Source organism: Haemophilus parainfluenzae, assembly GCF_003253005.1.
GTDB lineage: Bacteria > Pseudomonadota > Gammaproteobacteria > Enterobacterales > Pasteurellaceae > Haemophilus_D > Haemophilus_D parainfluenzae_M.
This window is the reverse complement of sequence record NZ_QEPZ01000003.1, coordinates 204,964-229,720: the sequence shown is the minus strand read 5'-3', so window position 1 is coordinate 229,720 and position 24,757 is coordinate 204,964. Positions and strand designations below refer to the sequence as shown.

Annotated in this window: 37 protein-coding genes and 1 pseudogene; 30 read left to right on the top strand and 8 right to left on the bottom strand. The window is 39.4% G+C overall.

All coding sequences use genetic code 11. The features are described 5' to 3' along the window. Window positions 1-10: 10 nt before the first annotated feature. The 28 genes and pseudogenes from rplD (at window position 11) to rplQ (ending at window position 14,485) form a co-directional block, all read left to right on the top strand. Entirely contained in the window at window positions 11-613 is a 603-nt protein-coding gene (rplD, locus tag DPV97_RS05510; RefSeq protein ID WP_005695085.1) for a 50S ribosomal protein L4, read from the top strand. After that, window positions 610-909 (top strand): 50S ribosomal protein L23, encoded by a 300-nt coding sequence (rplW, locus tag DPV97_RS05505; RefSeq protein WP_005632756.1) that lies wholly within the window; start codon window positions 610-612, stop codon window positions 907-909. The genes rplD and rplW overlap by 4 nt, the downstream gene beginning before the upstream one ends. Window positions 910-926: 17 nt before the next feature. Next, window positions 927-1,748, top strand: a complete 822-nt coding sequence (gene rplB / locus DPV97_RS05500) for a 50S ribosomal protein L2 (RefSeq protein WP_014064570.1) — start codon at window positions 927-929, stop codon at window positions 1,746-1,748. A 24-nt stretch (window positions 1,749-1,772) separates the two neighbouring features. Then, on the top strand, window positions 1,773-2,048 hold the full coding sequence (gene rpsS / locus DPV97_RS05495) for a 30S ribosomal protein S19 (RefSeq protein ID WP_005539416.1): 276 nt from the start codon (window positions 1,773-1,775) through the stop codon (window positions 2,046-2,048). An 11-nt stretch (window positions 2,049-2,059) separates the two neighbouring features. After that, window positions 2,060-2,392: a 50S ribosomal protein L22 gene (gene rplV, locus DPV97_RS05490; RefSeq protein WP_005625897.1), complete on the top strand. Its 333-nt coding sequence runs from the start codon at window positions 2,060-2,062 to the stop codon at window positions 2,390-2,392. A gap of 17 nt (window positions 2,393-2,409) precedes the next feature. Next, entirely contained in the window at window positions 2,410-3,117 is a 708-nt protein-coding gene (gene rpsC / locus DPV97_RS05485; protein ID WP_005640982.1) for a 30S ribosomal protein S3, read from the top strand. 13 nt (window positions 3,118-3,130) lie between these two features. Then, window positions 3,131-3,541, top strand: a complete 411-nt coding sequence (gene rplP / locus DPV97_RS05480) for a 50S ribosomal protein L16 (protein WP_005695088.1) — start codon at window positions 3,131-3,133, stop codon at window positions 3,539-3,541. Next, window positions 3,541-3,732 carry a 50S ribosomal protein L29 gene (gene rpmC / locus DPV97_RS05475; RefSeq protein ID WP_070712521.1) on the top strand — a complete coding sequence of 64 codons (192 nt, stop codon included), beginning with the start codon at window positions 3,541-3,543 and terminating at the stop codon, window positions 3,730-3,732. Before rplP ends, rpmC begins: the two co-directional genes overlap by 1 nt. Next, the gene (rpsQ, locus tag DPV97_RS05470; protein ID WP_005695091.1) at window positions 3,732-3,989 is read left to right on the top strand and encodes a 30S ribosomal protein S17; all 258 of its coding nucleotides are present in this window, start codon (window positions 3,732-3,734) and stop codon (window positions 3,987-3,989) included. The genes rpmC and rpsQ overlap by 1 nt, the downstream gene beginning before the upstream one ends. Before the next feature lie 383 nt (window positions 3,990-4,372). Continuing rightward, on the top strand, window positions 4,373-4,921 hold the full coding sequence (locus tag DPV97_RS05465; RefSeq protein WP_070712519.1) for a hypothetical protein: 549 nt from the start codon (window positions 4,373-4,375) through the stop codon (window positions 4,919-4,921). Continuing rightward, window positions 4,921-5,507: pseudogene (gene dag1, locus DPV97_RS09710) on the top strand (Dag1 family anti-phage DNA glycosylase). The gene DPV97_RS05465 and the pseudogene dag1 overlap by 1 nt, the downstream one beginning before the upstream one ends. Window positions 5,508-5,955: 448 nt before the next feature. Continuing rightward, window positions 5,956-6,327, top strand: a complete 372-nt coding sequence (gene rplN / locus DPV97_RS05455) for a 50S ribosomal protein L14 (RefSeq protein ID WP_005619403.1) — start codon at window positions 5,956-5,958, stop codon at window positions 6,325-6,327. A 13-nt stretch (window positions 6,328-6,340) separates the two neighbouring features. Beyond that, window positions 6,341-6,652, top strand: coding sequence for a 50S ribosomal protein L24 (gene rplX / locus DPV97_RS05450; protein ID WP_005695092.1), 312 nt, complete (start codon window positions 6,341-6,343; stop codon window positions 6,650-6,652). Window positions 6,653-6,669: 17 nt separating this feature from the next. Beyond that, window positions 6,670-7,209, top strand: coding sequence for a 50S ribosomal protein L5 (gene rplE, locus DPV97_RS05445; RefSeq protein WP_005695093.1), 540 nt, complete (start codon window positions 6,670-6,672; stop codon window positions 7,207-7,209). 11 nt (window positions 7,210-7,220) lie between these two features. Then, window positions 7,221-7,526, top strand: coding sequence for a 30S ribosomal protein S14 (rpsN, locus tag DPV97_RS05440; RefSeq protein ID WP_007242504.1), 306 nt, complete (start codon window positions 7,221-7,223; stop codon window positions 7,524-7,526). 36 nt (window positions 7,527-7,562) lie between these two features. Next, window positions 7,563-7,955, top strand: coding sequence for a 30S ribosomal protein S8 (gene rpsH, locus DPV97_RS05435; protein WP_005625877.1), 393 nt, complete (start codon window positions 7,563-7,565; stop codon window positions 7,953-7,955). Between the two features lie 15 nt (window positions 7,956-7,970). Further along, a complete protein-coding gene (gene rplF / locus DPV97_RS05430) occupies window positions 7,971-8,504 on the top strand; it encodes a 50S ribosomal protein L6 (RefSeq protein WP_005695095.1) in 534 nt (177 codons plus the stop codon). Window positions 8,505-8,517: 13 nt separating this feature from the next. After that, complete coding sequence (gene rplR, locus DPV97_RS05425; protein ID WP_005695097.1) at window positions 8,518-8,871, top strand: 50S ribosomal protein L18; 354 nt, start codon at window positions 8,518-8,520, stop codon at window positions 8,869-8,871. Between the two features lie 14 nt (window positions 8,872-8,885). Beyond that, complete coding sequence (rpsE, locus tag DPV97_RS05420) at window positions 8,886-9,386, top strand: 30S ribosomal protein S5 (protein WP_005695098.1); 501 nt, start codon at window positions 8,886-8,888, stop codon at window positions 9,384-9,386. A 6-nt stretch (window positions 9,387-9,392) separates the two neighbouring features. Continuing rightward, the gene (rpmD, locus tag DPV97_RS05415) at window positions 9,393-9,572 is read left to right on the top strand and encodes a 50S ribosomal protein L30 (protein ID WP_005543631.1); all 180 of its coding nucleotides are present in this window, start codon (window positions 9,393-9,395) and stop codon (window positions 9,570-9,572) included. Window positions 9,573-9,576: 4 nt separating this feature from the next. Beyond that, window positions 9,577-10,011, top strand: coding sequence for a 50S ribosomal protein L15 (gene rplO / locus DPV97_RS05410; protein WP_070712517.1), 435 nt, complete (start codon window positions 9,577-9,579; stop codon window positions 10,009-10,011). Window positions 10,012-10,018: 7 nt separating this feature from the next. Further along, entirely contained in the window at window positions 10,019-11,344 is a 1,326-nt protein-coding gene (gene secY / locus DPV97_RS05405) for a preprotein translocase subunit SecY (protein ID WP_070712515.1), read from the top strand. A gap of 28 nt (window positions 11,345-11,372) precedes the next feature. Further along, a complete protein-coding gene (rpmJ, locus tag DPV97_RS05400) occupies window positions 11,373-11,486 on the top strand; it encodes a 50S ribosomal protein L36 (protein WP_005625868.1) in 114 nt (37 codons plus the stop codon). Between the two features lie 141 nt (window positions 11,487-11,627). Continuing rightward, on the top strand, window positions 11,628-11,984 hold the full coding sequence (gene rpsM, locus DPV97_RS05395; protein WP_005548758.1) for a 30S ribosomal protein S13: 357 nt from the start codon (window positions 11,628-11,630) through the stop codon (window positions 11,982-11,984). A gap of 16 nt (window positions 11,985-12,000) precedes the next feature. Beyond that, window positions 12,001-12,390 (top strand): 30S ribosomal protein S11, encoded by a 390-nt coding sequence (rpsK, locus tag DPV97_RS05390; RefSeq protein ID WP_005543603.1) that lies wholly within the window; start codon window positions 12,001-12,003, stop codon window positions 12,388-12,390. Between the two features lie 29 nt (window positions 12,391-12,419). Further along, window positions 12,420-13,040 (top strand): 30S ribosomal protein S4, encoded by a 621-nt coding sequence (rpsD, locus tag DPV97_RS05385; RefSeq protein WP_005625866.1) that lies wholly within the window; start codon window positions 12,420-12,422, stop codon window positions 13,038-13,040. A gap of 31 nt (window positions 13,041-13,071) precedes the next feature. After that, the gene (locus DPV97_RS05380) at window positions 13,072-14,061 is read left to right on the top strand and encodes a DNA-directed RNA polymerase subunit alpha (protein ID WP_005695102.1); all 990 of its coding nucleotides are present in this window, start codon (window positions 13,072-13,074) and stop codon (window positions 14,059-14,061) included. Between the two features lie 40 nt (window positions 14,062-14,101). Beyond that, a complete protein-coding gene (gene rplQ, locus DPV97_RS05375) occupies window positions 14,102-14,485 on the top strand; it encodes a 50S ribosomal protein L17 (RefSeq protein WP_005695104.1) in 384 nt (127 codons plus the stop codon). Between the two features lie 57 nt (window positions 14,486-14,542). Here the strand turns inward: rplQ and rluA are convergent, their stop codons facing one another. Next, on the bottom strand, window positions 14,543-15,202 hold the full coding sequence (rluA, locus tag DPV97_RS05370; RefSeq protein ID WP_070712513.1) for a bifunctional tRNA pseudouridine(32) synthase/23S rRNA pseudouridine(746) synthase RluA: 660 nt from the start codon (window positions 15,200-15,202) through the stop codon (window positions 14,543-14,545). A 1-nt stretch (window position 15,203) separates the two neighbouring features. Then, the gene (gene rapA, locus DPV97_RS05365) at window positions 15,204-17,966 is read right to left on the bottom strand and encodes an RNA polymerase-associated protein RapA (protein WP_070712511.1); all 2,763 of its coding nucleotides are present in this window, start codon (window positions 17,964-17,966) and stop codon (window positions 15,204-15,206) included. A 199-nt stretch (window positions 17,967-18,165) separates the two neighbouring features. Between rapA and pnuC the strand changes: the two genes are divergently transcribed. Beyond that, window positions 18,166-18,849 (top strand): nicotinamide riboside transporter PnuC, encoded by a 684-nt coding sequence (gene pnuC, locus DPV97_RS05360; protein ID WP_070712509.1) that lies wholly within the window; start codon window positions 18,166-18,168, stop codon window positions 18,847-18,849. 34 nt (window positions 18,850-18,883) lie between these two features. On the opposite strand, the gene DPV97_RS05355 is transcribed toward pnuC, so the two are convergent. Next, entirely contained in the window at window positions 18,884-19,582 is a 699-nt protein-coding gene (locus DPV97_RS05355; protein WP_070712507.1) for a tRNA1(Val) (adenine(37)-N6)-methyltransferase, read from the bottom strand. 70 nt (window positions 19,583-19,652) lie between these two features. On the opposite strand from DPV97_RS05355, the gene srmB reads away from it, so the two are divergent. Further along, complete coding sequence (srmB, locus tag DPV97_RS05345; RefSeq protein ID WP_070712505.1) at window positions 19,653-20,981, top strand: ATP-dependent RNA helicase SrmB; 1,329 nt, start codon at window positions 19,653-19,655, stop codon at window positions 20,979-20,981. Between the two features lie 43 nt (window positions 20,982-21,024). On the opposite strand, the gene DPV97_RS05340 is transcribed toward srmB, so the two are convergent. From DPV97_RS05340 to pgl, 5 genes are all read right to left on the bottom strand, one after another. Beyond that, a complete protein-coding gene (locus DPV97_RS05340; RefSeq protein ID WP_049373078.1) occupies window positions 21,025-21,228 on the bottom strand; it encodes a YMGG-like glycine zipper-containing protein in 204 nt (67 codons plus the stop codon). A 129-nt stretch (window positions 21,229-21,357) separates the two neighbouring features. Then, entirely contained in the window at window positions 21,358-21,678 is a 321-nt protein-coding gene (locus DPV97_RS05335) for a DUF4298 domain-containing protein (protein ID WP_070712503.1), read from the bottom strand. Between the two features lie 79 nt (window positions 21,679-21,757). Beyond that, the gene (gene gnd / locus DPV97_RS05330) at window positions 21,758-23,212 is read right to left on the bottom strand and encodes a decarboxylating NADP(+)-dependent phosphogluconate dehydrogenase (protein WP_070712502.1); all 1,455 of its coding nucleotides are present in this window, start codon (window positions 23,210-23,212) and stop codon (window positions 21,758-21,760) included. Window positions 23,213-23,261: 49 nt separating this feature from the next. Further along, complete coding sequence (locus tag DPV97_RS05325) at window positions 23,262-23,963, bottom strand: HNH endonuclease (protein ID WP_070712500.1); 702 nt, start codon at window positions 23,961-23,963, stop codon at window positions 23,262-23,264. 76 nt (window positions 23,964-24,039) lie between these two features. Next, on the bottom strand, window positions 24,040-24,738 hold the full coding sequence (gene pgl, locus DPV97_RS05320; RefSeq protein WP_070712498.1) for a 6-phosphogluconolactonase: 699 nt from the start codon (window positions 24,736-24,738) through the stop codon (window positions 24,040-24,042). Window positions 24,739-24,757: the final 19 nt, after the last annotated feature.

Below are 24,757 nucleotides of genomic sequence, written 5' to 3'. Positions count from 1 at the left end.
GGAGATAGAGATGGAATTACAAGTTGTAGGTGCAAACGCACTAACTGTTTCTGAAACTACCTTCGGACGTGAGTTTAACGAAGCTTTGATTCACCAAGTTGTTGTTGCTTATGCAGCAGGTGCTCGTCAAGGTACTCGTGCGCAAAAAACTCGTGCTGAAGTGTCTGGTTCAGGTAAAAAACCTTGGCGTCAAAAAGGTACAGGTCGTGCTCGTTCTGGTGATATCAAATCACCAATCTGGCGTTCTGGTGGTACAACCTTCGCGGCTAAACCACAAGATCACAGCCAAAAAGTGAACAAGAAAATGTACCGTGGTGCTATCAAAAGCATTCTTTCTGAATTAGTTCGTCAAGACCGTTTGGTTGTTGTTGAAAAATTCGAATTAGATGCACCAAAAACTAAAGTTTTAGTACAAAAATTAAAAGATTTAGCAGTTGAAGATGCGTTAATTATCACAGCAAGTTTAGATGAAAATCTATTCTTAGCAGCACGTAACTTATATAAAGTTGATGTACGTGATGTTCAAGGTATCGATCCAGTTAGTTTAATCGCTTTCGATAAAGTGATTGTTACTGTTGACGCTGTGAAACAAATTGAGGAGATCCTAGCATGAGTCAAGAACGTTTGCTAAGCGTGCTACGTGCACCGCACATCTCTGAAAAAGCAACTAACAATGCTGAAAAATCTAACACAGTTGTACTTAAAGTTGCTTTAGATGCGAACAAAGCTGAAATTGCTGCTGCTGTTGCTCAATTATTTGAAGTAAAAGTTGACTCAGTTCGTACTGTGGTTGTTAAAGGTAAAACTAAACGCCGTGGTAACAAAATGGGTCGTCGCAGCGACTGGAAAAAAGCTTATGTAACTTTAGCCGAAGGCCAAAACTTGGACTTCGTGGACAGTGCAGAGTAATCGGAGGAAATTAGAGAATGGCTATCGTTAAATGTAAGCCGACCTCCGCTGGTCGTCGTCACGTTGTTAAAATCGTGAACCCTGAATTACACAAGGGTAAACCTTACGCTCCTCTTCTAGATACTAAATCTAAAACTGGTGGTCGTAACAATTATGGTCGTATTACCACTCGCCACATCGGTGGTGGTCATAAACAACATTACCGTTTAATCGATTTCAAACGTAACAAGTTAGATATCCCAGCGGTTGTTGAACGTTTAGAATATGATCCAAACCGTTCAGCTAACATTGCTTTAGTGCTTTATAAAGATGGTGAACGCCGTTATATCTTAGCACCTAAAGGTTTGTCAGTTGGCGATCAAATCCAATCTGGCGTTAACTCACCTATTAAAGTGGGTAACTCATTACCAATGCGTAATATCCCAGTTGGTTCAACAGTACATAACGTTGAATTAAAACCAGGTAAAGGCGGTCAAATCGCTCGTTCTGCTGGTGCTTATGTACAAATCATCGCTCGTGAAGGCAACTACGTAACTTTACGTTTACGTTCAGGTGAAATGCGTAAAGTATTAGCTGAATGTGTTGCTACAATCGGTGAAGTTGGTAACTCAGAACATATGCTTCGCGTATTGGGTAAAGCTGGTGCTAACCGCTGGAGAGGCATTCGCCCTACAGTTCGTGGTACTGCAATGAACCCAGTAGATCACCCACACGGTGGTGGTGAAGGTCGTAACTTTGGTAAACACCCAGTAACTCCTTGGGGCGTTCAAACTAAAGGTAAGAAAACTCGTCACAACAAACGTACTGATAAATTCATCGTACGTCGTCGTGGCAAATAATTTAAATTAATAAGAGGATAAGCCATGCCACGTTCTCTCAAGAAAGGTCCTTTCCTTGACCTACACTTGTTGAAGAAGGTAGAGAAGGCGGTGGAAAGCGGGGATAAAAAACCAATCAAAACTTGGTCCCGTCGTTCAATGATCATTCCTTCAATGATCGGATTGACCATCGCAGTCCATAATGGTCGTCAGCACGTTCCTGTTTATGTATCTGATGAAATGATCGGCCATAAATTAGGTGAATTTGCACCGACTCGTACATACCGCGGTCACGCGGCAGATAAGAAAGCTAAGAAATAAGAGGTAAATAGATGGAAACTATCGCAAAACATCGTTACGCTCGCACTTCTGCCCAAAAAGCTCGCTTAGTTGCCGATTTAATTCGTGGTAAAAAAGTTGCGCAAGCATTAGAAATCTTAACTTTTACTAACAAAAAAGCTGCGGCTTTAGTGAAAAAAGTATTAGAGTCAGCTATTGCTAACGCAGAGCATAATGATGGTGCAGATATCGATGATCTTAAAGTTGCTAAAATCTTCGTTGACGAAGGTCCTAGCATGAAACGTGTTATGCCACGTGCTAAAGGTCGTGCAGATCGTATTTTAAAACGTACTAGCCACATCACTGTGGTTGTGTCAGATCGTTAATAAGTAGAGGAATAGCAATGGGTCAAAAAGTAAATCCAAATGGTATTCGCCTAGGTATTGTAAAACCTTGGAACTCTACTTGGTTCGCGAATACACAAGATTTCGCCGACAATCTTGACGGTGACTTCAAAGTACGCAAATTCTTAACTAAAGAATTAGCAAACGCTTCGGTTTCACGTATTACTATTGAGCGTCCAGCTAAAAGTATTCGTGTAACAATTCACACAGCTCGCCCTGGTATCGTTATCGGTAAAAAAGGTGAAGATGTTGAAAAATTACGTAACGCAGTGTCTCAAATCGCTGGCGTTCCGGCTCAAATCAACATTGCTGAAGTGAAAAAACCGGAATTAGATGCAAAATTAGTTGCAGACAGCATCGCTTCTCAATTAGAACGTCGTGTAATGTTCCGTCGTGCTATGAAACGTGCGGTACAAAGCGCAATGCGTTTAGGTGCTAAAGGTATCAAAGTTGAAGTTAGCGGTCGTTTAGGTGGTGCAGAAATCGCACGTTCTGAATGGTATCGTGAAGGTCGTGTACCTCTACATACTCTTCGTGCGGACATCGATTATAACACTGCAGAAGCTCATACTACATACGGCGTAATCGGCGTTAAAGTATGGATCTTCAAAGGTGAAATTTTGGGTGGAATGGCTGCAGTTGCGCAATCAGAACAACAACCTGCCGACAAGCCTAAAAAGGCTCCGCGTGGCAAAGGTCGTAAGTAAGGAGAAACGCTAAATGTTGCAACCAAAACGTACAAAATTCCGTAAAGTTCACAAAGGCCGTAACCGTGGTATCGCGGGTGGTACTGAAGTTAGCTTCGGTACATTCGGGTTAAAAGCAGTTGGTCGTGGTCGTTTAACCGCTCGTCAAATTGAAGCGGCTCGTCGTGCAATGACACGTGCAGTTAAACGTCAAGGTAAAATCTGGATCCGTGTTTTCCCAGATAAACCAATTACTGAAAAACCATTAGAAGTCCGTATGGGTAAAGGTAAAGGTAACGTTGAGTACTGGGTAGCCTTAATCCAACCGGGTAAAGTACTTTATGAAATGGATGGTGTGTCTGAAGAGATCGCAAGACAAGCATTTGCATTAGCAGCTGCTAAATTGCCAATCAAGACTACCTTCGTAACTAAGACGGTGATGTAATGAAAGCTCAAGATTTACGTACAAAAAGTGTTGAAGAGCTGAATGATGAATTAGTAAACCTTTTAGGTGAACAATTCAAATTGCGTATGCAAACAGCCACCGGTCAGCTTCAACAAACCCATCAGACTAAACAAGTGCGTCGTGATATCGCACGCGTTAAAACCATTTTAACTGAGAAGGCGGGTGAGTAATGACTGATAAAATTCGTAGCGTACAAGGTAAAGTTGTTAGCGACAAAATGGAAAAATCTTTCGTTGTTGCTATTGAACGTAAGGTAAAACATCCGTTATACGGTAAATTTATCCGTCGTACAACTAAATTACACGTACACGATGAGAACAACGAAGCCAAATTAGGTGATGTAGTAGAGATTCGCGAATGTCGCCCTCTCTCTAAAACCAAATCTTGGACTTTAGTTCGTGTTGTTGAGAAAGCAGTTATTGCTTAATTAACAAGTTAAAAAATAAAAGCCAATGGTAAATGCCGTTGGCTTTTTACATAACGAAAAACTTATTTAAAAATTACCGCACTTCCTTCCTATTCGTTCCAGTCGAAAGCGGATTTTGGAAAGCTTCTTTACTCTCGATTCTTTCTTTTTTCTCTCTCTGTTTACGGGGAAGATGGGCATAGCCCAGAGCGAGGCATTGCAATGTAGTTGCAAAACAGTCCAATATTCATAGAAATATTTTCAAGTTTTCCATTTAAAAATAGTTATTTAGCAAACAAGTATACTTCTTTTAGTTATTATTGACATAACAACTAAAACAAATTATCAAACAAAGTGTTAGCTTGTATTCAATCTATTTATTTAATTTTTGGAGGTTTTAATTTATGGGATGGCTTGAATGGATCGGCGTCGGTGCTGGTGTCTTAGTTCTGCTGGCGATCATAGGATATTTTATTGAGAAAAAAGAAAAGGCGGAAAAAAAGGCCGCAGCCGTAAGATGTCCTAAATGTGGCGCAGATAACGCGATAAAAAGGTTATTTGATGAAGATACTAGAGGGCCATATGTCTTTAATGGCATTATCAATGAAGATGGGCGTAGAATGGATAGTTGGAAAAGAGATTTCGAAGACGTAACAGGATGTACACAGTGCGATTATCGAACCTCTGAGGTTAGCGCTTACGATTATAACGTGAAAGAGATTGCAGATGAGGGATATAGATGTCCAAAATGTGATAAGAGTGATTCTGTTTATCTTAAGGATGTCAAAGTAGTCGAACGTTACCCTGCAAATAAAGAGGCCACAGAAACCACTTCATCAGGCAAAAGTAAAACCCGTTTTATCAAAGTGATGAAAGTGATAGAAGACGAAACCTACGCTTGTAAGAACTGTGATTTTACTAGCGTGGCGACAGTAACCAGAGAGTTAGACTAATGATTAATTTAGAAAAACCTAGTGCTAAACAAGTTAAGCATTATCTGGCAAAGCGTGAAACGCTAGAAAATTATGTATTACGAGAAAAAGCATTAGAGAAGTTATTTAATTTACTTCCACATAATACGGATATTAATGATGTTTTGCTTAAATCATCAACGTTAAATGATTTTTATAGCACTAATATTTTTAATACTTATGCTGTAGCTAAGCATATTTTGACGATTCCAAATTTAGATAACCGCTTAAAACAAGGCGATATTTCTTTGGTGGATGAAATTAAAGAAGTGACCATGAGTGATGGTAAGAAAAGAGATTTCTATTCTTTCGCTACCAAATATTGTAGCCATCACAATCCAAATTTTTTCCTATTTATGACAGCTACGTCGATAAAATATTAGTGGCGTTAAATAAAGTCTATCCTTTTTCGACGTTTAAACATAAAGAACTTAAAAACTATCAACGGTTTAATGAGGTGTTGCTTGATTTCAATAAAACCTTTGGTTTAGATAATTTCTCTTTAAAAGACTTGGATACATATTTGTGGCTGTTAGGAAAAGAAATTTTTCCTAAGAAAGTGAAGTGATTTTAATGTATTGATGGTGGATGTTTTATGAAAGGCGGTTTTATTTCGGACACGGAAGGGATTGCTGTACTTATATTAGGGGGTTGCTTGGCTAGCAGTGATTTTGATAGGACTTGATAAAGTTTTTAGTATTGATTTACTGAATTTATTAAATATATCATATGATCTGATTCTCCAGAAAGGTGCGTAAAAAAGTATTAAAAATCAACCCCCTCTAACAAAATCGTTAGAGGTTTTTTTATAATATCTTACCTATATTTTTTTATTCAAAAACGCGGTAAATGTCTGCCTCATTTTGGGAATAGCAGAAAAAGGGATAAAGAAAAATTATCGTTGCTTTTATATTCTTCTTTTGGTAAACTCCGCCACCTATCCGCCATATATCTTTATAAGGCATGGATAGGTTCGTCCCGCAAGGGTGTATTATTAACTTAACGGAGCATAAAATATGATCCAAGAACAGACTATGCTGGATGTTGCCGATAACTCTGGTGCTCGCAGCGTAATGTGTATCAAGGTTCTAGGTGGATCGCACCGTCGTTATGCTGCTATTGGCGATATCATCAAAGTTACTGTGAAAGAAGCAATTCCACGCGGTAAAGTTAAAAAAGGTGATGTATTAAAAGCAGTTGTTGTGCGCACCAAGAAGGGTGTTCGTCGCCCAGACGGATCAGTCATTCGCTTCGATGGTAACGCTTGTGTAATTTTAAACAATAACACAGAGCAACCAATCGGTACTCGTATTTTTGGACCTGTGACTCGTGAACTTCGTTCTGAGAAATTCATGAAGATCATTTCTTTGGCACCAGAAGTACTGTAAGGAGAAGTGAGAAATGGCTGCAAAAATTCGTCAAAACGATGAAGTAATCGTACTTGCCGGTAAAGATAAAGGCAAGCGTGGCAAGGTAACTAAAGTGTTACCAAACGGTAAAGTGTTTGTTGAAGGTATCAACATCATCACTAAACATGAAAAACCAGTTCCTGCTTTAGGACAAGCTGGTGGTTTAGTGAAAAAAGAAGCGGCTATCGATGCTTCTAACGTTGCGATTTTCAATCCAAAAACAAACAAAGCTGACCGTGTAGGTTTTAGATTCGAAGACGGCAAAAAAGTACGTTTCTTCAAATCTAACAATGAAATTATCTAACAAACTGGAGTAATGCGATGGCGAAACTGCATGATTACTACAGAGATCAAGTAGTAAACGAGTTAAAAAATAAATTCGGCTACAAATCTGTCATGCAAGTCCCACGAATCGAAAAGATTACCCTGAATATGGGTGTGGGTGAAGCATTGACCGATAAGAAATTGCTAGACAACGCAGTAGCGGACTTAGCAGCAATTAGCGGTCAAAAACCTTTAGTAACTAAAGCTCGTAAATCTGTTGCTGGCTTTAAAATCCGTCAGGGATATCCAATCGGTTGTAAAGTAACACTACGCGGTGAGCGTATGTGGGAGTTCTTTGAACGTTTAATTACAATTGCTGTTCCACGTATTCGTGACTTCCGCGGTTTAAGCGCGAAATCATTTGATGGTCGTGGTAACTACAGCATGGGTGTGCGTGAACAAATCATCTTCCCTGAAATCGATTACGATAAAGTAGATCGTGTACGTGGTTTAGATATCACTATCACAACTACTGCTAAGAATGATGAAGAAGGTCAAGCACTACTTGCTGCCTTTAATTTCCCATTCCGTAAATAAGGCAGGTTATAATGGCAAAACAATCAATGAAAGCACGCGATGTAAAACGCGTTAAATTGGCTGAAAAATTCTTCGCTAAACGTGCAGAATTAAAGAAAATCATTTCTGATGTCAATGCCTCTGACGAAGATCGTTGGAATGCAGTGTTAAAGTTACAAACTTTACCACGTGATTCTAGCCCTAGTCGTCAACGTAACCGTTGCCGCCAAACTGGACGTCCTCACGGCGTTTTACGTAAGTTTGGTTTAAGCCGTATTAAGGTTCGTGAAGCTGCTATGCGCGGTGAGATCCCAGGCCTTAAAAAAGCGAGCTGGTAATATACCACTTTATTTTGGAATCGGAGAAAAAGTACAATGAGTATGCAAGATCCAATCGCAGATATGTTGACTCGTATTCGTAACGGTCAAGCTGCGAACAAAGTTGCAATCAATATGCCTTCTTCCAAGCTAAAAGTGGCAATTGCCAACGTATTAGCTGCTGAAGGGTATATCGAAAGCGTTAAAGTTTTAGAAGGTGCAAAACCTGAATTGGAAATTACTTTAAAATATTTCCAAGGCAAACCGGTTGTAGAAAGCATCCAACGTGTAAGCCGTCCTGGTCTTCGTATTTACAAACGTAAAGACGAATTACCAAAAGTTATGGGTGGTTTAGGTGTTGCTGTAATTTCTACATCTAAAGGTGTTATGACTGACCGTGCAGCTCGTCAAGCGGGCTTAGGCGGTGAGATCATCTGTTACGTAGCTTAATAGAGGGGTAGGAAAATGTCTCGTGTTGCAAAGGCACCTGTTAATATTCCTGCCGGCGTTGAAGTTAAACTCGACGGTCAGCTATTAACAGTAAAAGGTAAAAATGGCGAGTTATCTCGCACAATTCATCACTCAGTTGAAGTTAAACAAGATAATGGTCAATTTACTTTCACTCCACGTGAAGGTTTTGTTGAAGCGAATGCTCAATCGGGTACAGCTCGTGCATTAGTTAATGCAATGGTTATCGGTGTTACTGAAGGCTTCACTAAGAAATTACAACTAGTGGGTGTTGGTTACAGAGCTCAAATTAAAGGCAACGCAGTTGCATTAAGTTTAGGTTTCTCTCACCCTGTGGAGCACACTTTACCAGCAGGTATTACTGCAGAATGCCCTTCACAAACGGAAATCGTTTTAAAAGGTGCAGACAAGCAGTTAATTGGTCAAGTTGCAGCAGATATTCGCGCTTATCGCCGTCCTGAACCTTATAAAGGTAAAGGTGTACGTTACTCTGATGAAGTAGTACGTATGAAAGAGGCTAAGAAGAAATAATTAAGGTAACACTATGGATAAGAAATCAGCTCGTATCCGTCGTGCAGCTCGTGCACGTCATATGATGAGAGAGCAAGGTGTAACTCGTCTAGTTATTCACCGTACTCCGCGTCATATCTACGCACAAGTTATTGCACCAAACGGTTCAGAAGTGCTTGCCGCTGCTTCAACTGTTGAAAAAGCAATTCGTGAGCAAGTTAAATATACCGGTAATAAAGATGCCGCAGCAGTAGTAGGTAAACTTGTTGCTGAGCGCGCATTAGCAAAAGGCGTTAAAGACGTTGCTTTTGACCGTTCCGGTTTTAAATATCATGGTCGTGTCCAAACTTTAGCGGACGCTGCACGTGAAGCTGGTCTACAGTTCTAATGAGGTAAATTGAGATGTCAAACATCGAAAAACAAGCTGGTGAACTGCAAGAGAAGCTAATCGCAGTAAACCGTGTATCAAAAACTGTAAAAGGTGGTCGTATTATGAGCTTTACTGCTTTAACAGTAGTAGGCGATGGTAACGGTCGCGTAGGTTTTGGTTATGGTAAAGCTCGCGAAGTTCCGGCAGCGATCCAAAAAGCGATGGAAAAAGCACGTCGCAATATGATTAATGTCGCTTTAAATGAAGGTACATTACAACACCCAGTTAAAGGTGTTCACACTGGTTCTCGCGTATTTATGCAACCAGCTAGCGAAGGTACAGGTATCATCGCAGGTGGTGCAATGCGTTCAGTGTTAGAAGTTGCTGGTGTACGTAATGTTCTTTCTAAAGCGTATGGTTCAACCAACCCAATCAACGTTGTTCGTGCAACTATTGATGCATTAGCAAATATGAAATCACCAGAAATGGTTGCTGCTAAACGCGGCAAAACCGTTGATGAAATTTTGGGGTAATTGATAATGGCTAAAACTATTAAAGTAACTCAAGTTCGTAGCTCAATTGCTCGTTTACCGAAGCACAAAGCTACCTTGCGTGGTCTTGGTCTTCGCCATATGCACCATACTGTTGAGTTAATCGATACTCCGGCAGTACGTGGTATGATTAACCAAGTTTCATACATGGTTAAAGTGGAGGAGTAAGAGAATGCGTTTAAATACTCTATCTCCGGCTGAAGGTGCTAAGCACAGTGCAAAACGCCTTGGTCGTGGTATTGGTTCAGGTTTAGGAAAAACTGGTGGTCGTGGTCATAAAGGTCAAAAATCTCGTACTGGTGGCGGTGTTCGTCGTGGTTTCGAGGGTGGTCAAATGCCATTGTACCGTCGTTTACCAAAATTTGGTTTCACTTCAATGAAATCAGCTGTAACTGCTGAAGTTCGTTTAAACGAATTAACTAAAGTTGAAGGAAATGTTGTCACTTTAGAAGCATTAAAAGCTGCAAACATTTTAACTAAAGATATTCAATTCGCTAAAGTTATCTTAGCTGGTGAAGTGAAATCTGCAGTTACTGTACGTGGTTTACGTGTAACTAAAGGTGCAAAAGCAGCGATCAAAGCTGCTGGCGGTTCAGTTGAGGAATAATTAGCAAATGGCTAAACAACCAGGTTATCAAAGCAGAAGTACTAATAGTGGTACTGGTGAACTAAAAAGCAGATTGCTTTTTGTATTAGGTGCACTTATCGTTTATCGTATTGGTTCTTTTATTCCGCTTCCTGGTATTGATGCCGCCGTGCTAGCTCAATTAGTTGAACAACAAAAAGGCACCATCATTGATATGTTAAACATGTTCTCTGGTGGTGCATTGAGCCGAGCATCAATTTTAGCATTAGGTATTATGCCGTATATCTCGGCATCTATCGTAATGCAATTGCTTGCTACGGTTTCACCTGCTTTAGCAGAATTGAAGAAAGAAGGCGTAGCAGGACAAAGAAAAATCACCAAGTATACTCGTTATGCAACGGTGGTTTTTGCTACTATCCAAGCTATCGCAATTTCTACCGGTTTACCGAATATGTTGCCACAGTTAGTGCCAAATATCGGTTTTACTTTTTACTTCACTGCAGTAGTGAGTCTTGTGACCGGAACCATGTTCTTAATGTGGTTAGGTGAGCAAATTACTGAAAGAGGTATTGGTAACGGTATCTCAATTCTTGTTTTTGGTGGTATTGTTGCAGGGTTGCCACATGCAATCATCGAAACAGTTGAGCAAGCTCGACAAGGACAAATGCATCCTTTAGTTCTTCTACTAATCGCTGCTATTGTTTTTGCAGTAACTTATTTTGTTGTCTTCGTAGAACGTGGACAACGTAGAATTCGTGTTGAATATGCTAAGCGTCAACAAGGACGTCAAATTTTAGGTGGTCATTCAACTCACTTACCATTAAAAGTTAATATGGCAAACGTAATGCCAGCAATTTTTGCTTCAAGCATTATTTTATTCCCTGCTACATTGACACAATGGTTTGGTCAAAATGATAAGTTTGAGTGGTTAAATGACTTATCAATGTTGTTGAATCCTGGACAACCTTTATATCTTCTTGTTTATGCGGTAGCGATTATTTTCTTCAGTTTCTTCTACACTGCAATGCAATATAATCCACGTGATACAGCAGATAATCTAAAAAAATCTGGTGCATTTATCCCAGGAATTAGACCAGGTGAACAAACATCACGTTACATTGATAAAGTAATGACTCGCTTAACATTAATTGGCGGTCTTTATGTAACGTTCGTATGTTTAGTCCCTTATATTATGACATCAGCATGGGATGTTAAATTCTACTTCGGTGGTACTTCCTTATTAATCGTTGTTGTTGTAATTATGGATTTTATCGTGCAAGTTCAGAGTCACTTAATGTCGTCTCAATATGAATCTGCGTTAAAAAAAGCAAACCTTAAAGGTTTTGGACAGTAATTGTTCATTTAAGTAAAAAGGATAAGCAATGAAAGTTCGCGCTTCCGTTAAGAAGATGTGTCGTAACTGTAAAATTGTTAAACGTGAAGGTGTTGTTCGCGTATTATGCAGCGACCCTAAACATAAACAACGTCAAGGTTAATTAACATTTCTTCTTGCAAAGAACCGGTTGAGTAGTTATACTACTCAACTCATTTATGTCCTTGGTATTCTGTTTGAGTATCCTGAAAACGGGCTTTTCAAGATCAGAATACCAAATTAGTTAAAATAATAGGAGTGCATAGTGGCCCGTATTGCAGGCATTAACATTCCTGATCACAAACACGCTGTAATCGCTTTAACTGCAATTTACGGTATCGGTAAAACTCGTTCTAAAAGCATTTGTGCTGCAGCGGGTATTGCTGAAGATGTTAAGATCAGCGAATTGTCTGAAGAGCAGATTGACAAACTGCGTGACGAAGTTGGTAAATTTACCGTTGAAGGTGACTTACGTCGTGAAGTAACACTAAACATCAAACGTCTTTTAGACTTAGGTTGTTACCGTGGTTTACGTCATCGTCGTAGTTTACCGGTACGTGGTCAACGTACTAAAACTAATGCGCGTACCCGTAAGGGTCCACGTAAGCCGATCAAAAAATAGTCGGGGTAAATAAAGAATGGCTAAAACACCAGTTCGTGCACGTAAACGTGTAAAAAAACAAGTTGTAGATGGCGTAGCACACATTCACGCATCTTTCAATAACACAATCGTTACCATTACTGACCGTCAAGGTAATGCTTTAGCTTGGGCTACAGCAGGTGGTTCAGGTTTCCGTGGTTCTCGTAAATCTACCCCGTTCGCTGCACAAGTTGCTGCAGAACGTTGTGCTGAAATCGTTAAAGAATTCGGCTTAAAGAACTTGGAAGTTATGGTTAAAGGTCCGGGTCCGGGTCGTGAATCAACAATCCGTGCATTAAATGCAGCGGGTTTCCGTATCACGAACATCACTGATGTGACTCCGATTCCTCATAACGGTTGTCGTCCACCGAAAAAACGTCGTGTTTAATGGCGTAATAGGATAGTTGGAGAAAGAAAATGGCAAGATATTTGGGCCCTAAACTCAAGCTCAGCCGTCGTGAAGGCACTGATTTATTCCTTAAATCAGGTGTGCGTGCGATTGATTCAAAATGTAAAATTGATACAGCACCAGGTCAACACGGTGCTCGTAAACCGCGTTTGTCTGACTATGGTAGTCAATTACGTGAAAAACAAAAAGTTCGTCGTATCTATGGTATTTTAGAACGTCAATTCCGTAACTACTATAAAGAAGCAAACCGTTTAAAAGGTAATACTGGTGAAAACTTACTAGTATTATTAGAAGGTAGATTGGATAACGTTGTTTATCGCATGGGATTTGCTGCAACTCGCGCAGAAGCTCGTCAATTAGTGAGCCACAAAGCGATTGTCGTAAATGGTCGTGTTGTAAATATCCCATCTTTCCAAGTTTCTGTAAATGATGTCGTTGCTGTTCGTGAGAAATCTAAAAAACAAGCACGTATTAAAGCATCATTAGAATTAGCAGAACAAAGAGAAAAACCAACTTGGTTAGAAGTTGATTCTGCGAAAATGGAAGGTGTGTTCAAACGTGTTCCTGAACGTTCTGATTTATCAGCAGACATTAACGAACATCTGATCGTTGAGCTTTACTCTAAATAATAGTTAAGCTTAAAAGCAAAGAGAGGATAAAATGCAGGGTTCTGTTACAGAATTTTTAAAACCACGCTTAGTAGATATCGAGCAAATTAGCTCTACTCATGCTAAGGTGATCTTAGAACCGTTAGAGCGTGGCTTTGGTCATACTCTAGGGAATGCATTACGTCGTATCCTTCTGTCTTCAATGCCAGGTTGTGCTGTAACTGAAGTAGAAATTGATGGCGTACTGCACGAATATAGTAGTAAAGAAGGTGTTCAGGAAGATATTCTTGAAGTTCTTTTAAACCTTAAAGGTCTAGCGGTTAAAGTACAGAATAAAGATGATGTTATTCTGACATTAAATAAATCTGGAATTGGCCCTGTTGTTGCAGCTGATATCACCCATGATGGTGATGTTGAGATTGTTAATCCATCACATGTAATCTGTCACTTAACAGACGAAAATGCATCTATTAATATGCGTATTCGTGTTCAACGTGGTAGAGGTTATGTACCAGCATCTGCTCGTACTCATTCACAAAATGAAGATCGTCCAATTGGTCGTTTATTAGTGGATGCTTGTTATAGCCCGGTTGACCGTATTGCTTACAATGTTGAAGCAGCACGTGTTGAACAACGTACTGACTTAGATAAACTAGTTATTGAGTTAGAAACTAACGGGACTATTGATCCGGAAGAAGCAATTCGTCGTGCAGCAACAATTTTAGCAGAGCAACTCGATGCATTCGTTGATTTGCGTGATGTTCGTCAACCTGAAGTCAAGGAAGAAAAACCGGAATTCGATCCGATTTTATTACGTCCTGTTGATGACTTAGAGTTGACAGTTCGTTCTGCTAACTGTTTGAAAGCAGAAACAATTCACTATATCGGTGACTTAGTACAACGTACAGAAGTTGAGTTATTAAAAACGCCTAATCTTGGTAAGAAATCTCTTACTGAAATTAAAGACGTTCTCGCTTCACGTGGCTTGTCACTTGGTATGCGCCTTGAGAATTGGCCACCAGCAAGTATTGCTGAAGACTAGTTTGGTCATAGGTTAAGATTTTTCTGAGAAGGATAAGATCATGCGCCATCGTAAGAGTGGTCGTCAACTAAACCGTAATAGCAGCCATCGCCAAGCGATGTTCCGTAACTTAGCAAGTGCTTTAGTTAGTCATGAAATCATCAAGACTACTTTACCAAAAGCTAAAGAATTACGTCGTGTAGTTGAACCGTTAATTACATTAGCAAAAGAAGATAGCGTTGCAAACCGTCGTTTAGCATTCGCTCGTACTCGTAACATCGAAACTGTTGCGAAATTATTCAATGAATTAGGTCCACGTTTTGCTCAACGTGCAGGTGGTTACACCCGTATCTTAAAATGTGGTTTCCGTGCAGGTGACAACGCTCCAATGGCATACATTGAGTTAGTTGATCGTCCAGAAGTTGCAGAAGCAGCAGCGGAATAATAATTTGTTATAAAATAAAAAGGCTCACTGGTGTGAGCCTTTTTTATATTTCTTTTTCTAAAATTCAGCTTTAGCTCTGAATGTCATTTTTTCACCTGTAATAGGGTGCGTAATCGTAAGCTCTTCTGCATGTAAGCATAAGCGAGGTGACATCGATTTAGCTTGTGGGTGAGCATAAAACTTGTCTCCTAAAATGGGATGTCCAAGCGAGAGCGTATGTAAACGAAGTTGATGCGAACGTCCTGTGATTGGAGTCAGTTTCACTCGAGTGCAGTTAGTTGGTAACCGTTCTAAAACTTCATAAAAAGTGACCGCTCTTTTGCCAAATATAAAATCAATGCGTTGGCGCGGGCGATTTTCCCAATCACAAATTATAGGAAGATTAATTTCCCCACTATCTTGTTCTAAGTATCCCCATACTAAAGCTTGATAATATTTCTTTGGCTCACGTTCACGGAATTGACGTTTCAACTCTTTATCTGCCGCTTTACTTAATGCAAATAGAATAATCCCACTTGTGGCCATATCTAAACGGTGCGCAGGTTCACAAAATCCAAATTTCTCTTTTACCCGACTCATTGCACTATCGTAGTATTCAGGTTGATTGCCAGGAACTGAAAGTAAACCGCTTGGTTTATTTACCACGCAGATATGATTATCTTGATAGATAATATCTAAATACGGTTCTAAAGGGGGATGGTATTCAATAAGTGCCATATTATTCCTTGTTTGTCACTATTACCCGAAGGCTATCTAATCGCCTGCTTGATTTACTTAACTCTTCCAGCGAAAGCACGCGTTGTTTTTCTAATACATCAATTTCCGCCTGGCGAATATTTTTATTTACTGCTTTCAAGGCTATAAGTCGATTGAGTTCATTGCTCAATGTTTGATCTGCTAATCTACTGGCTTCTTGAATTTGAGCTTGTGCGATTTCGGTCATTTTGTGATCGCCTAGTTTAATTAATTGCTCAATATTTGGACGAGCCATTTTTACCATTTTATTCGCAATGTCTTTACCTAGCGGCTTAAGTTTATTTTGCAATGAGTCAAAATTAACTTGTCCGGCGAGATCGTTTCCTTTGCTATCCAGTAATAAGCGAACAGGTGTAGGTGGAAGAAAACGATTCAGTTGCAAACCCTTTGGTGATTGGCTTTCAATCATATAAATCAATTCAACTAGCAGCGTGCCAGCAGGCAGCTGTTTATTGACTAATAATGCCATCGATGCTTTGCCAATGTCACCAGAAGCGATTAAATCAATGCCTTGGCGTATCATTGGATGATCCCAGGTAAGAAATTCTAATTCCTCACGAGCAAGGGCAAGTTGTCGGTTAAAGGTTACTGTGACACCTTCTTCTTTTAGTCCTGGAAAATCAGGAACAAGCATGGTGCCCGTTGGTGTGATAACAATGCTGTTTTCACCTAAATCATCTTGCTCTACACCAATAATATCAAATAAATTTAGTGCAAAATCGACTAATTGTGCTGAATTATCTGTTTGAGCAATTTCTGCCGCAAGTCGTTGTGCCTTTTCTCCACCATTAGAATTTAATTCTAACAAACGATCGCGTCCTTTCTCTAAGGCTAAGCGCAATGCTTTTGCTTGTTTTTGCGTTTGGAGAATAAGTAGCTCAAAATTCTCTTTGTTTTCTGACCGCACTTTTAGTAACGATTCATATTGTTCAAACAGTGTCATACCGATAGGACACGTTTGTTCAAAGGCATTTAAACCTTCATGATACCAACGTGCTAAATCTTGCTGCGTAGAGTTTGCGAGGCAAGGTACATAAATTTTTACATCTCGTGTTTGTCCAATACGATCTAAACGGCCAATACATTGCTCAAGTAAGTCAGGATTCTCTGGTAAATCGAAGAGTACGAGATGACAAGCAAATTGGAAATTTCTGCCTTCAGAACCAATGCTAGAACTCAGTAAAACTTGTGCACCATTATCGGTATCGGCAAAATAAGCCGCCGCGCGATCTCGTTCAATAATCGACATTCTTTCATGGAAAACAGCACTACGAATGGCTTCTTTTTCTCGTAAAACTTGCTCAAGTTGAATTGCCGTTTGTGCTGTTTTACAAATGACTAAGATTTTTTCATTTCGGTGTGATTTTAGAAAATCAATTAACCAATGAATTTTTTCGTCTACTTCAGCCGCATCAATCGTTATTTGATGGTAAACCCGACGCGGGAAACCTTTCACCCCTTGGCGTGTATTGCGAAATAAAATACGGCTTGTACCGTGTCTATCGATGAGATTTTGAATGAGTTCTTGGCGTGCAGCTTGCTTTTCGTCGTCATTATTACAGTTTAAGGCTTTGAATAATGGTTCGACATCCTGCTCATTGAGTAAATCAGAAATATGATTTTTTTCGACCGCACTTAGCGGCTTCTCTGAGAGTAAAGATTGCACGGCATCCGCAACAGGTTGGTAATTTTCCTGCTCTTTTAAGAAGGCTTGGTAATCATAAAAACGTTCAGGATCAAGCAAGCGTAATCGTGCAAAATGGCTTTCCAAACCTAATTGTTCAGGTGTTGCCGTGAGTAATAAAACAGACGGAATAGCATTCGCTAATTGTTCCACCAATAAATAAGCGGTACTTGGTGCATTTTCAGACCAAGCCAAATGGTGCGCTTCATCGACAATTAAACAGTCAAATTCAGCTTCAATAGCTTGTTGTACGCGATGAGGATGTGCTTTCAACCAATCTAATGCACAGATAATTAAGCTTTCCGTGCTAAATGGATTGATGGCTTGTTCGGCAAAATCTTCACAACGTTCTTTATCAAATAATGAAAAATGTAAATTAAAACGACGAAGCATTTCGACAAGCCATTGATGTTGCAAGGTTTCCGGTACAATGATTAACACTCGTTGTACTTTTTCAGCAAAAAGCTGATTTTGTAAAATCATGCCCGCTTCAATGGTTTTACCTAACCCTACTTCATCCGCTAAGAGCACGCGAGGATTTATCCGATTTCCTACCTCTTGCGCAATATGAAGTTGATGAGGAATTAAACCCGCACGATTGCCTCGTAAACCGCGCAAAGGCGATTGAAATTGAGCTTGTTGATGCAGAAGGGTTTGATAGCGCAATGCAAAATGTTCACTACGATCAATCTGTGATGAAAAGAGGCGATCTTTCGCTTGGCTAAAAGATATTATCGGAGAAAGTTCTTTTTCATTGACGATAACGTCTTCGCCTTGTGCATTTTTGACTAAATAAAATAAGAGACCATTCATTTCTTGAATATCAAGGACTTCACCTTGCCAACCTGCTTGGTGATGAAGTTGTTCCCCTTTATTCAATGCAATTCGAGTTAATGGTGCTTGCGCCACCGCGTAAATTCGGGTTTCATCTGTAGCAGGAAAGTGAAGGGTTACAGAACGGAAATCTAAGGCTGTAATCATCCCTAATCCGAGGTTATTTTCGGTTTCACTAATCCAACGTTGACCGATTGCAAATGACATCATCTTCCTTTTAATGAATCTCTTAAAATGGGGCGATATTGTAGTCTGATTATAAGGGAAAGCAAGGCATGGACATCTAAAAGCATGAAAAATAAAGTGTGATTTTTCTCACAATAATTAAATTAAATCTCACCTAAGCTTTACTTTAAAAAAGTGCGGTGTAAAAATGACGTACTTTTTCATAAAACAGGAGTGTTCCATGAATTGGACAGAACGACTTAAAGAAGAATTTTTATCAGGTTGGAAGCCTTTTGAAGTGGTATGGGTAGTTATTTTCCTTGCAGCACAAATTATTGCTTATGTTCTTGCACCGGATAGTCCATTAGGCATGATTTCGGGCATTGCAGGTATTCTCTGTGTCGTATTGGTGAGTAAAGGTAAAATTAGTAACTATTTCTTTGGGCTTATTTTTGCTTACACCTATTTTTATGTCGCCTGGGGAAACAATTTCCTTGGTGAAATGAATACGGTGCTCTATGTGTATATCCCATCACAATTTATCGGTTATTTTATGTGGAAACAACACATGCAAAATGATAACGGCGGTGAAAGTGTGATTGCAAAAGCCTTGACGCCAAAAGGTTGGGCTGTTTTACTCGTGAGTGTTGGGATTGGTACATTCTGCTTTGTACAGGCTTTAAAAGCCGCAGGCGGGAGTTCTACAGGATTAGATGGTTTAACCACGATTATTACCGTAGCAGCGCAATTATTGATGATTTTACGTTATCGTGAGCAATGGTTATTGTGGATTATTTTAAATGTGCTTTCCATTTTGCTTTGGGCAGAACAGCCTGCAATGTACTTAATGTATAGTGCTTACTTACTCAACTCATTATATGGTTATTATAACTGGACGAAACTCGTCAAAGCGGAAAGCCACTAATCACATTAATTAAAAAGGGCATAGTAATATGCCCTTACATTTTTAAATAAAATGCCTTCGTCAACGCAATAAATTTCTCTGTGTACTGATTGTTTTCGTTATAAATCACCAGGCTATGTTTTACCTGTGGTAAATGCTCCCGACTAAACGTGAGTAACATTCGTTGTGGTGCTTTTCCTATTTTTGTAATGACATCAGTCTGCTTAATGCAATAAAGTGCGGTTGAATTTATCAATGTTTTCCCTGCCTCATAAGGTAAGACAAAACTGATTTTTCCTTTTTCGGATAAACAACTCATCGCCCAATTTAACCAATCTAAATGACTTTGTTGAACATAACGGGCAAGTGCTCGTTCGTCATTTTTACATTCTGCGCCTTGTGCAAAATAAGGCGGATTAGCCACAATTAAATCAAATTGATGTGCTATTTGTTGGCAATAAGTTTGCACGTCTTGGTGTGTTAAATGAAGACGATTGTGCCATAGCGAAGCCTTGAAGTTTTCTTGTGCTTGTTGTGCTGCAAGGGGATCAAGCTCAACGGCTTCAATTTGGCAATGCTCATGACTTCGTTGGGCAAGCATTAATGCAACCAAGCCTGTGCCAGTCCCCATATCAAGAATACGCTGACAATCAGACACATCTGCCCATGCACCCAGTAAAATGCCGTCAGTGCCGACTTTCATTGCACAATGTTGTTGATTAATATGGAATTGTTTAAAGGTAAAGCTGCTCATAAAATCTTGCGGAAAATGACCGCACTTTCAGGTATAATCAGCTCCAATTTTAACAAATTAACGCAAAATAATGAATTTATCCCCATTTGAAGAATTCGATCTTTCCCCTGAATTATTAAAAGCCTTAGAAAAGAAAGGCTACACTCGCCCAACAGCCATTCAATTAGAAGCGATTCCTGCTGCTATGGAAGAGCGTGACGTGCTCGGTTCTGCACCAACAGGTACGGGTAAAACGGCCGCATTTTTATTGCCGGCAATTCAGCATTTATTGGATTATCCACGTCGTAAACCAGGCGCACCTCGCATTTTAATTTTAACGCCAACTCGTGAGCTGGCGATGCAGGTTGCAGAACAAGCAGAAGAACTGGCGCAATTCACGCATTTGAAGATTGCAACCATTACTGGCGGTGTGGCGTATCAAAATCATGGGGAAGTATTTAATTCAAATCAGGATATCGTGGTGGCAACACCGGGGCGTTTATTGCAATACATCAAAGAAGAAAACTTTGATTGTCGTGCGGTAGAAATGCTGATTTTTGATGAAGCAGATCGCATGTTGCAAATGGGCTTTGGCCAAGATGCGGAGAAAATTGCCGCTGAAACGCGTTGGCGTAAACAAACCCTTCTTTTCTCTGCCACATTAGAAGGGGAGCTATTAGTTGATTTCGCAGAACGTTTATTGAATGATCCGGTAAAAATTGATGCCGAACCAAGTCGTCGCGAGCGTAAGAAAATCAACCAATGGTATTATCACGCCGACAGCAATGAACATAAAATCAAGTTGCTTGCACGTTTTATCGAAACCGAGAACGTGAGTCGCGGCATTGTGTTTGTCCGTCGTCGTGAAGATGTGCGTGAGCTTTCTGAAACCTTGCGTAAACGTGGCATTCGTTCTACTTATTTAGAAGGCGATATGGCGCAAACACAACGTAATAATGCCATTGATAAATTGAAATCAGGTGTTGTTACTGTGTTAGTGGCTACTGATGTGGCAGCTCGCGGGATTGATATTGATGATGTGACACACGTCATGAACTTCGATTTGCCTTATAGTGCAGATACGTATTTACATCGTATTGGTCGTACGGCTCGTGCAGGGAAAAAAGGTACTGCCGTTTCTTTTGTTGAAGCACATGATTACAAATTGCTCGGTAAAATTAAACGCTACACGGAAGAGCTGTTGAAAGCGCGTATTTTAGAAGGCTTAGAACCTCGCACTAAACCACCAAAAGATGGTGAAGTAAAATCTATGTCTAAAAAGCAAAAAGCGCGTATTAAAGAAAAACGTGAAGAAAAGAAAAAATCAGAGGTGAAGAGGAAAGCCAAATTACGTCATAAAGATACGAAAAATATTGGTAAACGCCGTAAACCAAGCACAGAAAAAACAGATGAGAAATAATAAAAAAATAACCGCCACTTATTAAGTGCGGTTATTTTTTTGACTATTTATTGACTTGGCTACCGATTACACCACCTAATGCGGCACCACCTAATGTGGTCGCGGTATTACCACCAAGCATATAGCCTGCTGCACCACCAATAGCTGCGCCAGCTGTTGTATTTTTTTGTGTACGGTTCATATTTCCACATGCAGCAAGGGAAATAATAGTCATCGCGATAACAAGTGATTTTCCAATTAATTTCATAGGATCTCTCCGTGTTTAACATATAAAACTATCCATATTGATAGTACTCCATAAGACAAACGGAGATGAATGAAAGTTCAAAAATATGCGTTTTTCGATGTTTTTTTGAACAATTGAATATATTGAATGTTAATCTTTAGCTTGATCTAATACTTTCGCAACCACTTTCAAATATTCAATCGCCAATCCATGGTGTCCTGTACTCGCATTAAATACTAAATCTTCACTTAATACACCACAAGGCATATCCTCTGGGATTTTACCGTCCTCATAAGCTTGATAATCGTCTCGCCAGTCACCATCAAAATAATAGTGTTCTAAGGTTTTCATTTTTGGTAAGAAAGCTTGCCATTTTTCAAGAAATTGTTCCGCGTCAGCTAAGAAACTCTCCGCTTCATTGAGAAGGTTTTCCATTTCTGAAATTTTATCTAAGCGTGATTGAGGTAACATAGGTTTCTCCAAAATAAGGTAAAAATAAACCGCACTTTATTCGAACAAAGTGCGGTGAGTTTATCATGAGTTTTTAGACTTACACATCATAAGTGGTAGATGCTGTGTTGCCACCGCGACCTGTCCAGTTGGTGTGGAAGAATTCACCACGTGGTTTATCAGTACGTTCATAAGTATGTGCGCCGAAGTAGTCACGTTGTGCTTGCAATAAGTTTGCCGGTAAACGGGCTGAAGTATAGCCATCTAAGAAAGTAATAGCAGAAGCCATACAAGGCATTGGGATACCCACTTCGATAGATTTTGCCACCACTTTACGCCAGTCACTTAATGAGTTTTCTAAAATGCCCTTGAAGTAGCTATCTGAACCCAAGAAGATTAAATCTGGATTTGCTTCATATGCATCCCGAATGTTGCCTAAGAAACGGCTACGGATAATACAACCTTCACGCCATAATAATGCCGTTGCGCCGTAGTTGATGTTCCAGTCAAATTGTTCAGAGGCTTCACGAATCAGCATAAAGCCTTGTGCATAAGAAATAATTTTAGACGCCAATAAGGCTTTACGCACCGCCTCAATCCAAACTTTTTTATCGCCTTCAACAGGTTGAATTGTTTTGCCGAATAATTGATTAGCGGCAACACGTTGATCTTTAAATGAAGATACGCAACGAGCAAAGACAGATTCAGTGATTAAGGTTAATGGAATACCAAAATCTAATGCATTGATACCTGTCCATTTACCAGTCCCTTTTTGGCCAGCTGTATCTAAGATTTTTTCAACTAATGGTTCACCATCAGCATCTTTATAACCAAGAATATCGGTGGTGATATCAATTAAATAGCTATCAAGTTCAGTTTTTTTCCATTCTGCGAAGATAGCTTGCATTTCTTCATAGCTTAAGCCTAAACCTTCTTTTAAGAATTGGTAAGCTTCACAGATTAATTGCATATCGCCATATTCGATACCATTGTGAACCATTTTTACAAAGTGGCCTGCACCTTCTCCACCAACCCAGTCACAGCAAGGTTCGCCTTGTTCTGTTTTAGCAGAGATTGCTTGGAAGATTGGTTTAACATATGGCCATGCTTCGTGATTACCACCTGGCATGATAGATGGTCCATGACGCGCACCTTCTTCACCGCCCGAAACCCCCGAACCGATAAAACGAATGCCTTTTTCAGCCAATGCTTTAACACGACGGTTGGTATCAGGATAGTTTGAGTTACCCCCATCAATGATGATGTCGCCTTCTTCTAAGTGCGGTAATAATGCCTCAATGAATTGATCCACTACATCACCCGCACGTACCATTAACATTACTTTGCGTGGTTTTTCTAATTTAGAAGCTAAATCTTCTAAAGAGTATGCGCCGATAATATTGGTGCCTTTTGCCGCACCTTGTAAAAATTCATCCACTTTTGAAGTCGTACGGTTATATGCCACAACTTTAAAGCCATGATCATTCATATTTAAAATGAGGTTTTGCCCCATTACGGCTAAGCCGATAACACCGATGTCGCCTTTTACTGACATTGTTTTCTCCTGTTGCTAAAGTAGGTAATTACGCAATAATTTTGAAAATTTATTGAGAATATTTATGACGTTTTCTGTGGGATTTTAAAAATTGTAGCCTTTCTTCTGTTAAAAACTTTTTGTCTAGAGATGTATTTTTTAAATGAAAATTTTTTTCAATAAGTGTTTTTACTTTATCATTTTTATACAATAATTGACCATCTTCAGACATGGAAATTAAGCCTATGTCAAATAATTTATCTAAGTGAATTGATAATATAATCCCATTATTTGTATTATTTCTAGCCCCCTCATCACAATGCCAAGGATTTATGTGACTTGCCACTAAGAGTGATAAAGCATCAATTTCAGTAAATGGGCATTTATTATTATAAACTCTTAGTAGTTCTCTTCTGAATTTTCCTTGTGTTTTTCTATATTTCGAATTAGAAATCCCTTCTGTATCTAATTCCTCATTAGAAGAGATATCATGTGCCTCAATATATTCTCTAAGTCCCCAGATCCCATCCCCCTTATTGAAGACAATATAAAATAGATCTTCTTTTGTACTTTTAAATTTCTCAGAATCGGATGAATGAGACTCAAGACAATCTCTAATCATAGCTTTATAAGATTCTTCATTTTTATAATATTCGATTGTATTTGGATAGATTTTTTCAACAGCGTCATATATTTCTTGTAATGCTCCTGTTCCACCAAGTTCTTTTAGAGCATCGATAACCTTTGTCTTATTATTAATTGATTTTTCCATTTTTATTTCCATAACGTTTAAATAGATTAATCCATCATTCGCATACTCACACACCAATTAGATTACTATTTACTTGCTATAACAATTTTGCTGCCTCTTTATCCAAATACCATTCCGTCACACCATTTTTTGCTTTAATTTTTGCTGCAGGGTAAGGCAGATTTTCTGCAGGGGTAGTTTGGATTTCTTTTAATATATCTGCTTTGCTTTCGCCGGTGACCAAATAGGTAATGCGTTTGGCTTGTTCGATGAATTTGGCTGTTTTTGAAATACGGATTTGACCACTTTCAGGGTGCTTGGCAATGACTGCAAGGTTTGCATCATCAAAATTGGTTTGATGTGGGAAGAGAGAAGCAGTATGGCCATCTGTCCCCATGCCTAAAATGATCCAATCAAAAACACCGTTTGGAATGACCACACTTAATTCTTCTTCGAAGCGTTTTAGCTCAAAGTGCGGTTCATTTTCACCACGAATTCGGTGGATATTTTCTGTGGGAATTTGAATATAATCGAATAAAAGTTTCTGCACTTCACCATAGTTGCTTTCAGGATCAGATGGCGGAACCATACGATCATCTCCCCACCAAAAATGCAGATTTTTCCAGTTAATTTGTTCCGCATAAGGTGATTTGGCTAGGGTTTTAAATAATAACTTAGGCGTTGAACCACCAGAAAGGGAAATATGCACAGGGTGATTTAATTGGCCATAAATCAAAAATTCTTGTGCAATCTTATCGACTGCGTGTTGAGCCGTTGGGAAGCTGATATAGTTCATTGATTTTCCGTTGGGTTTT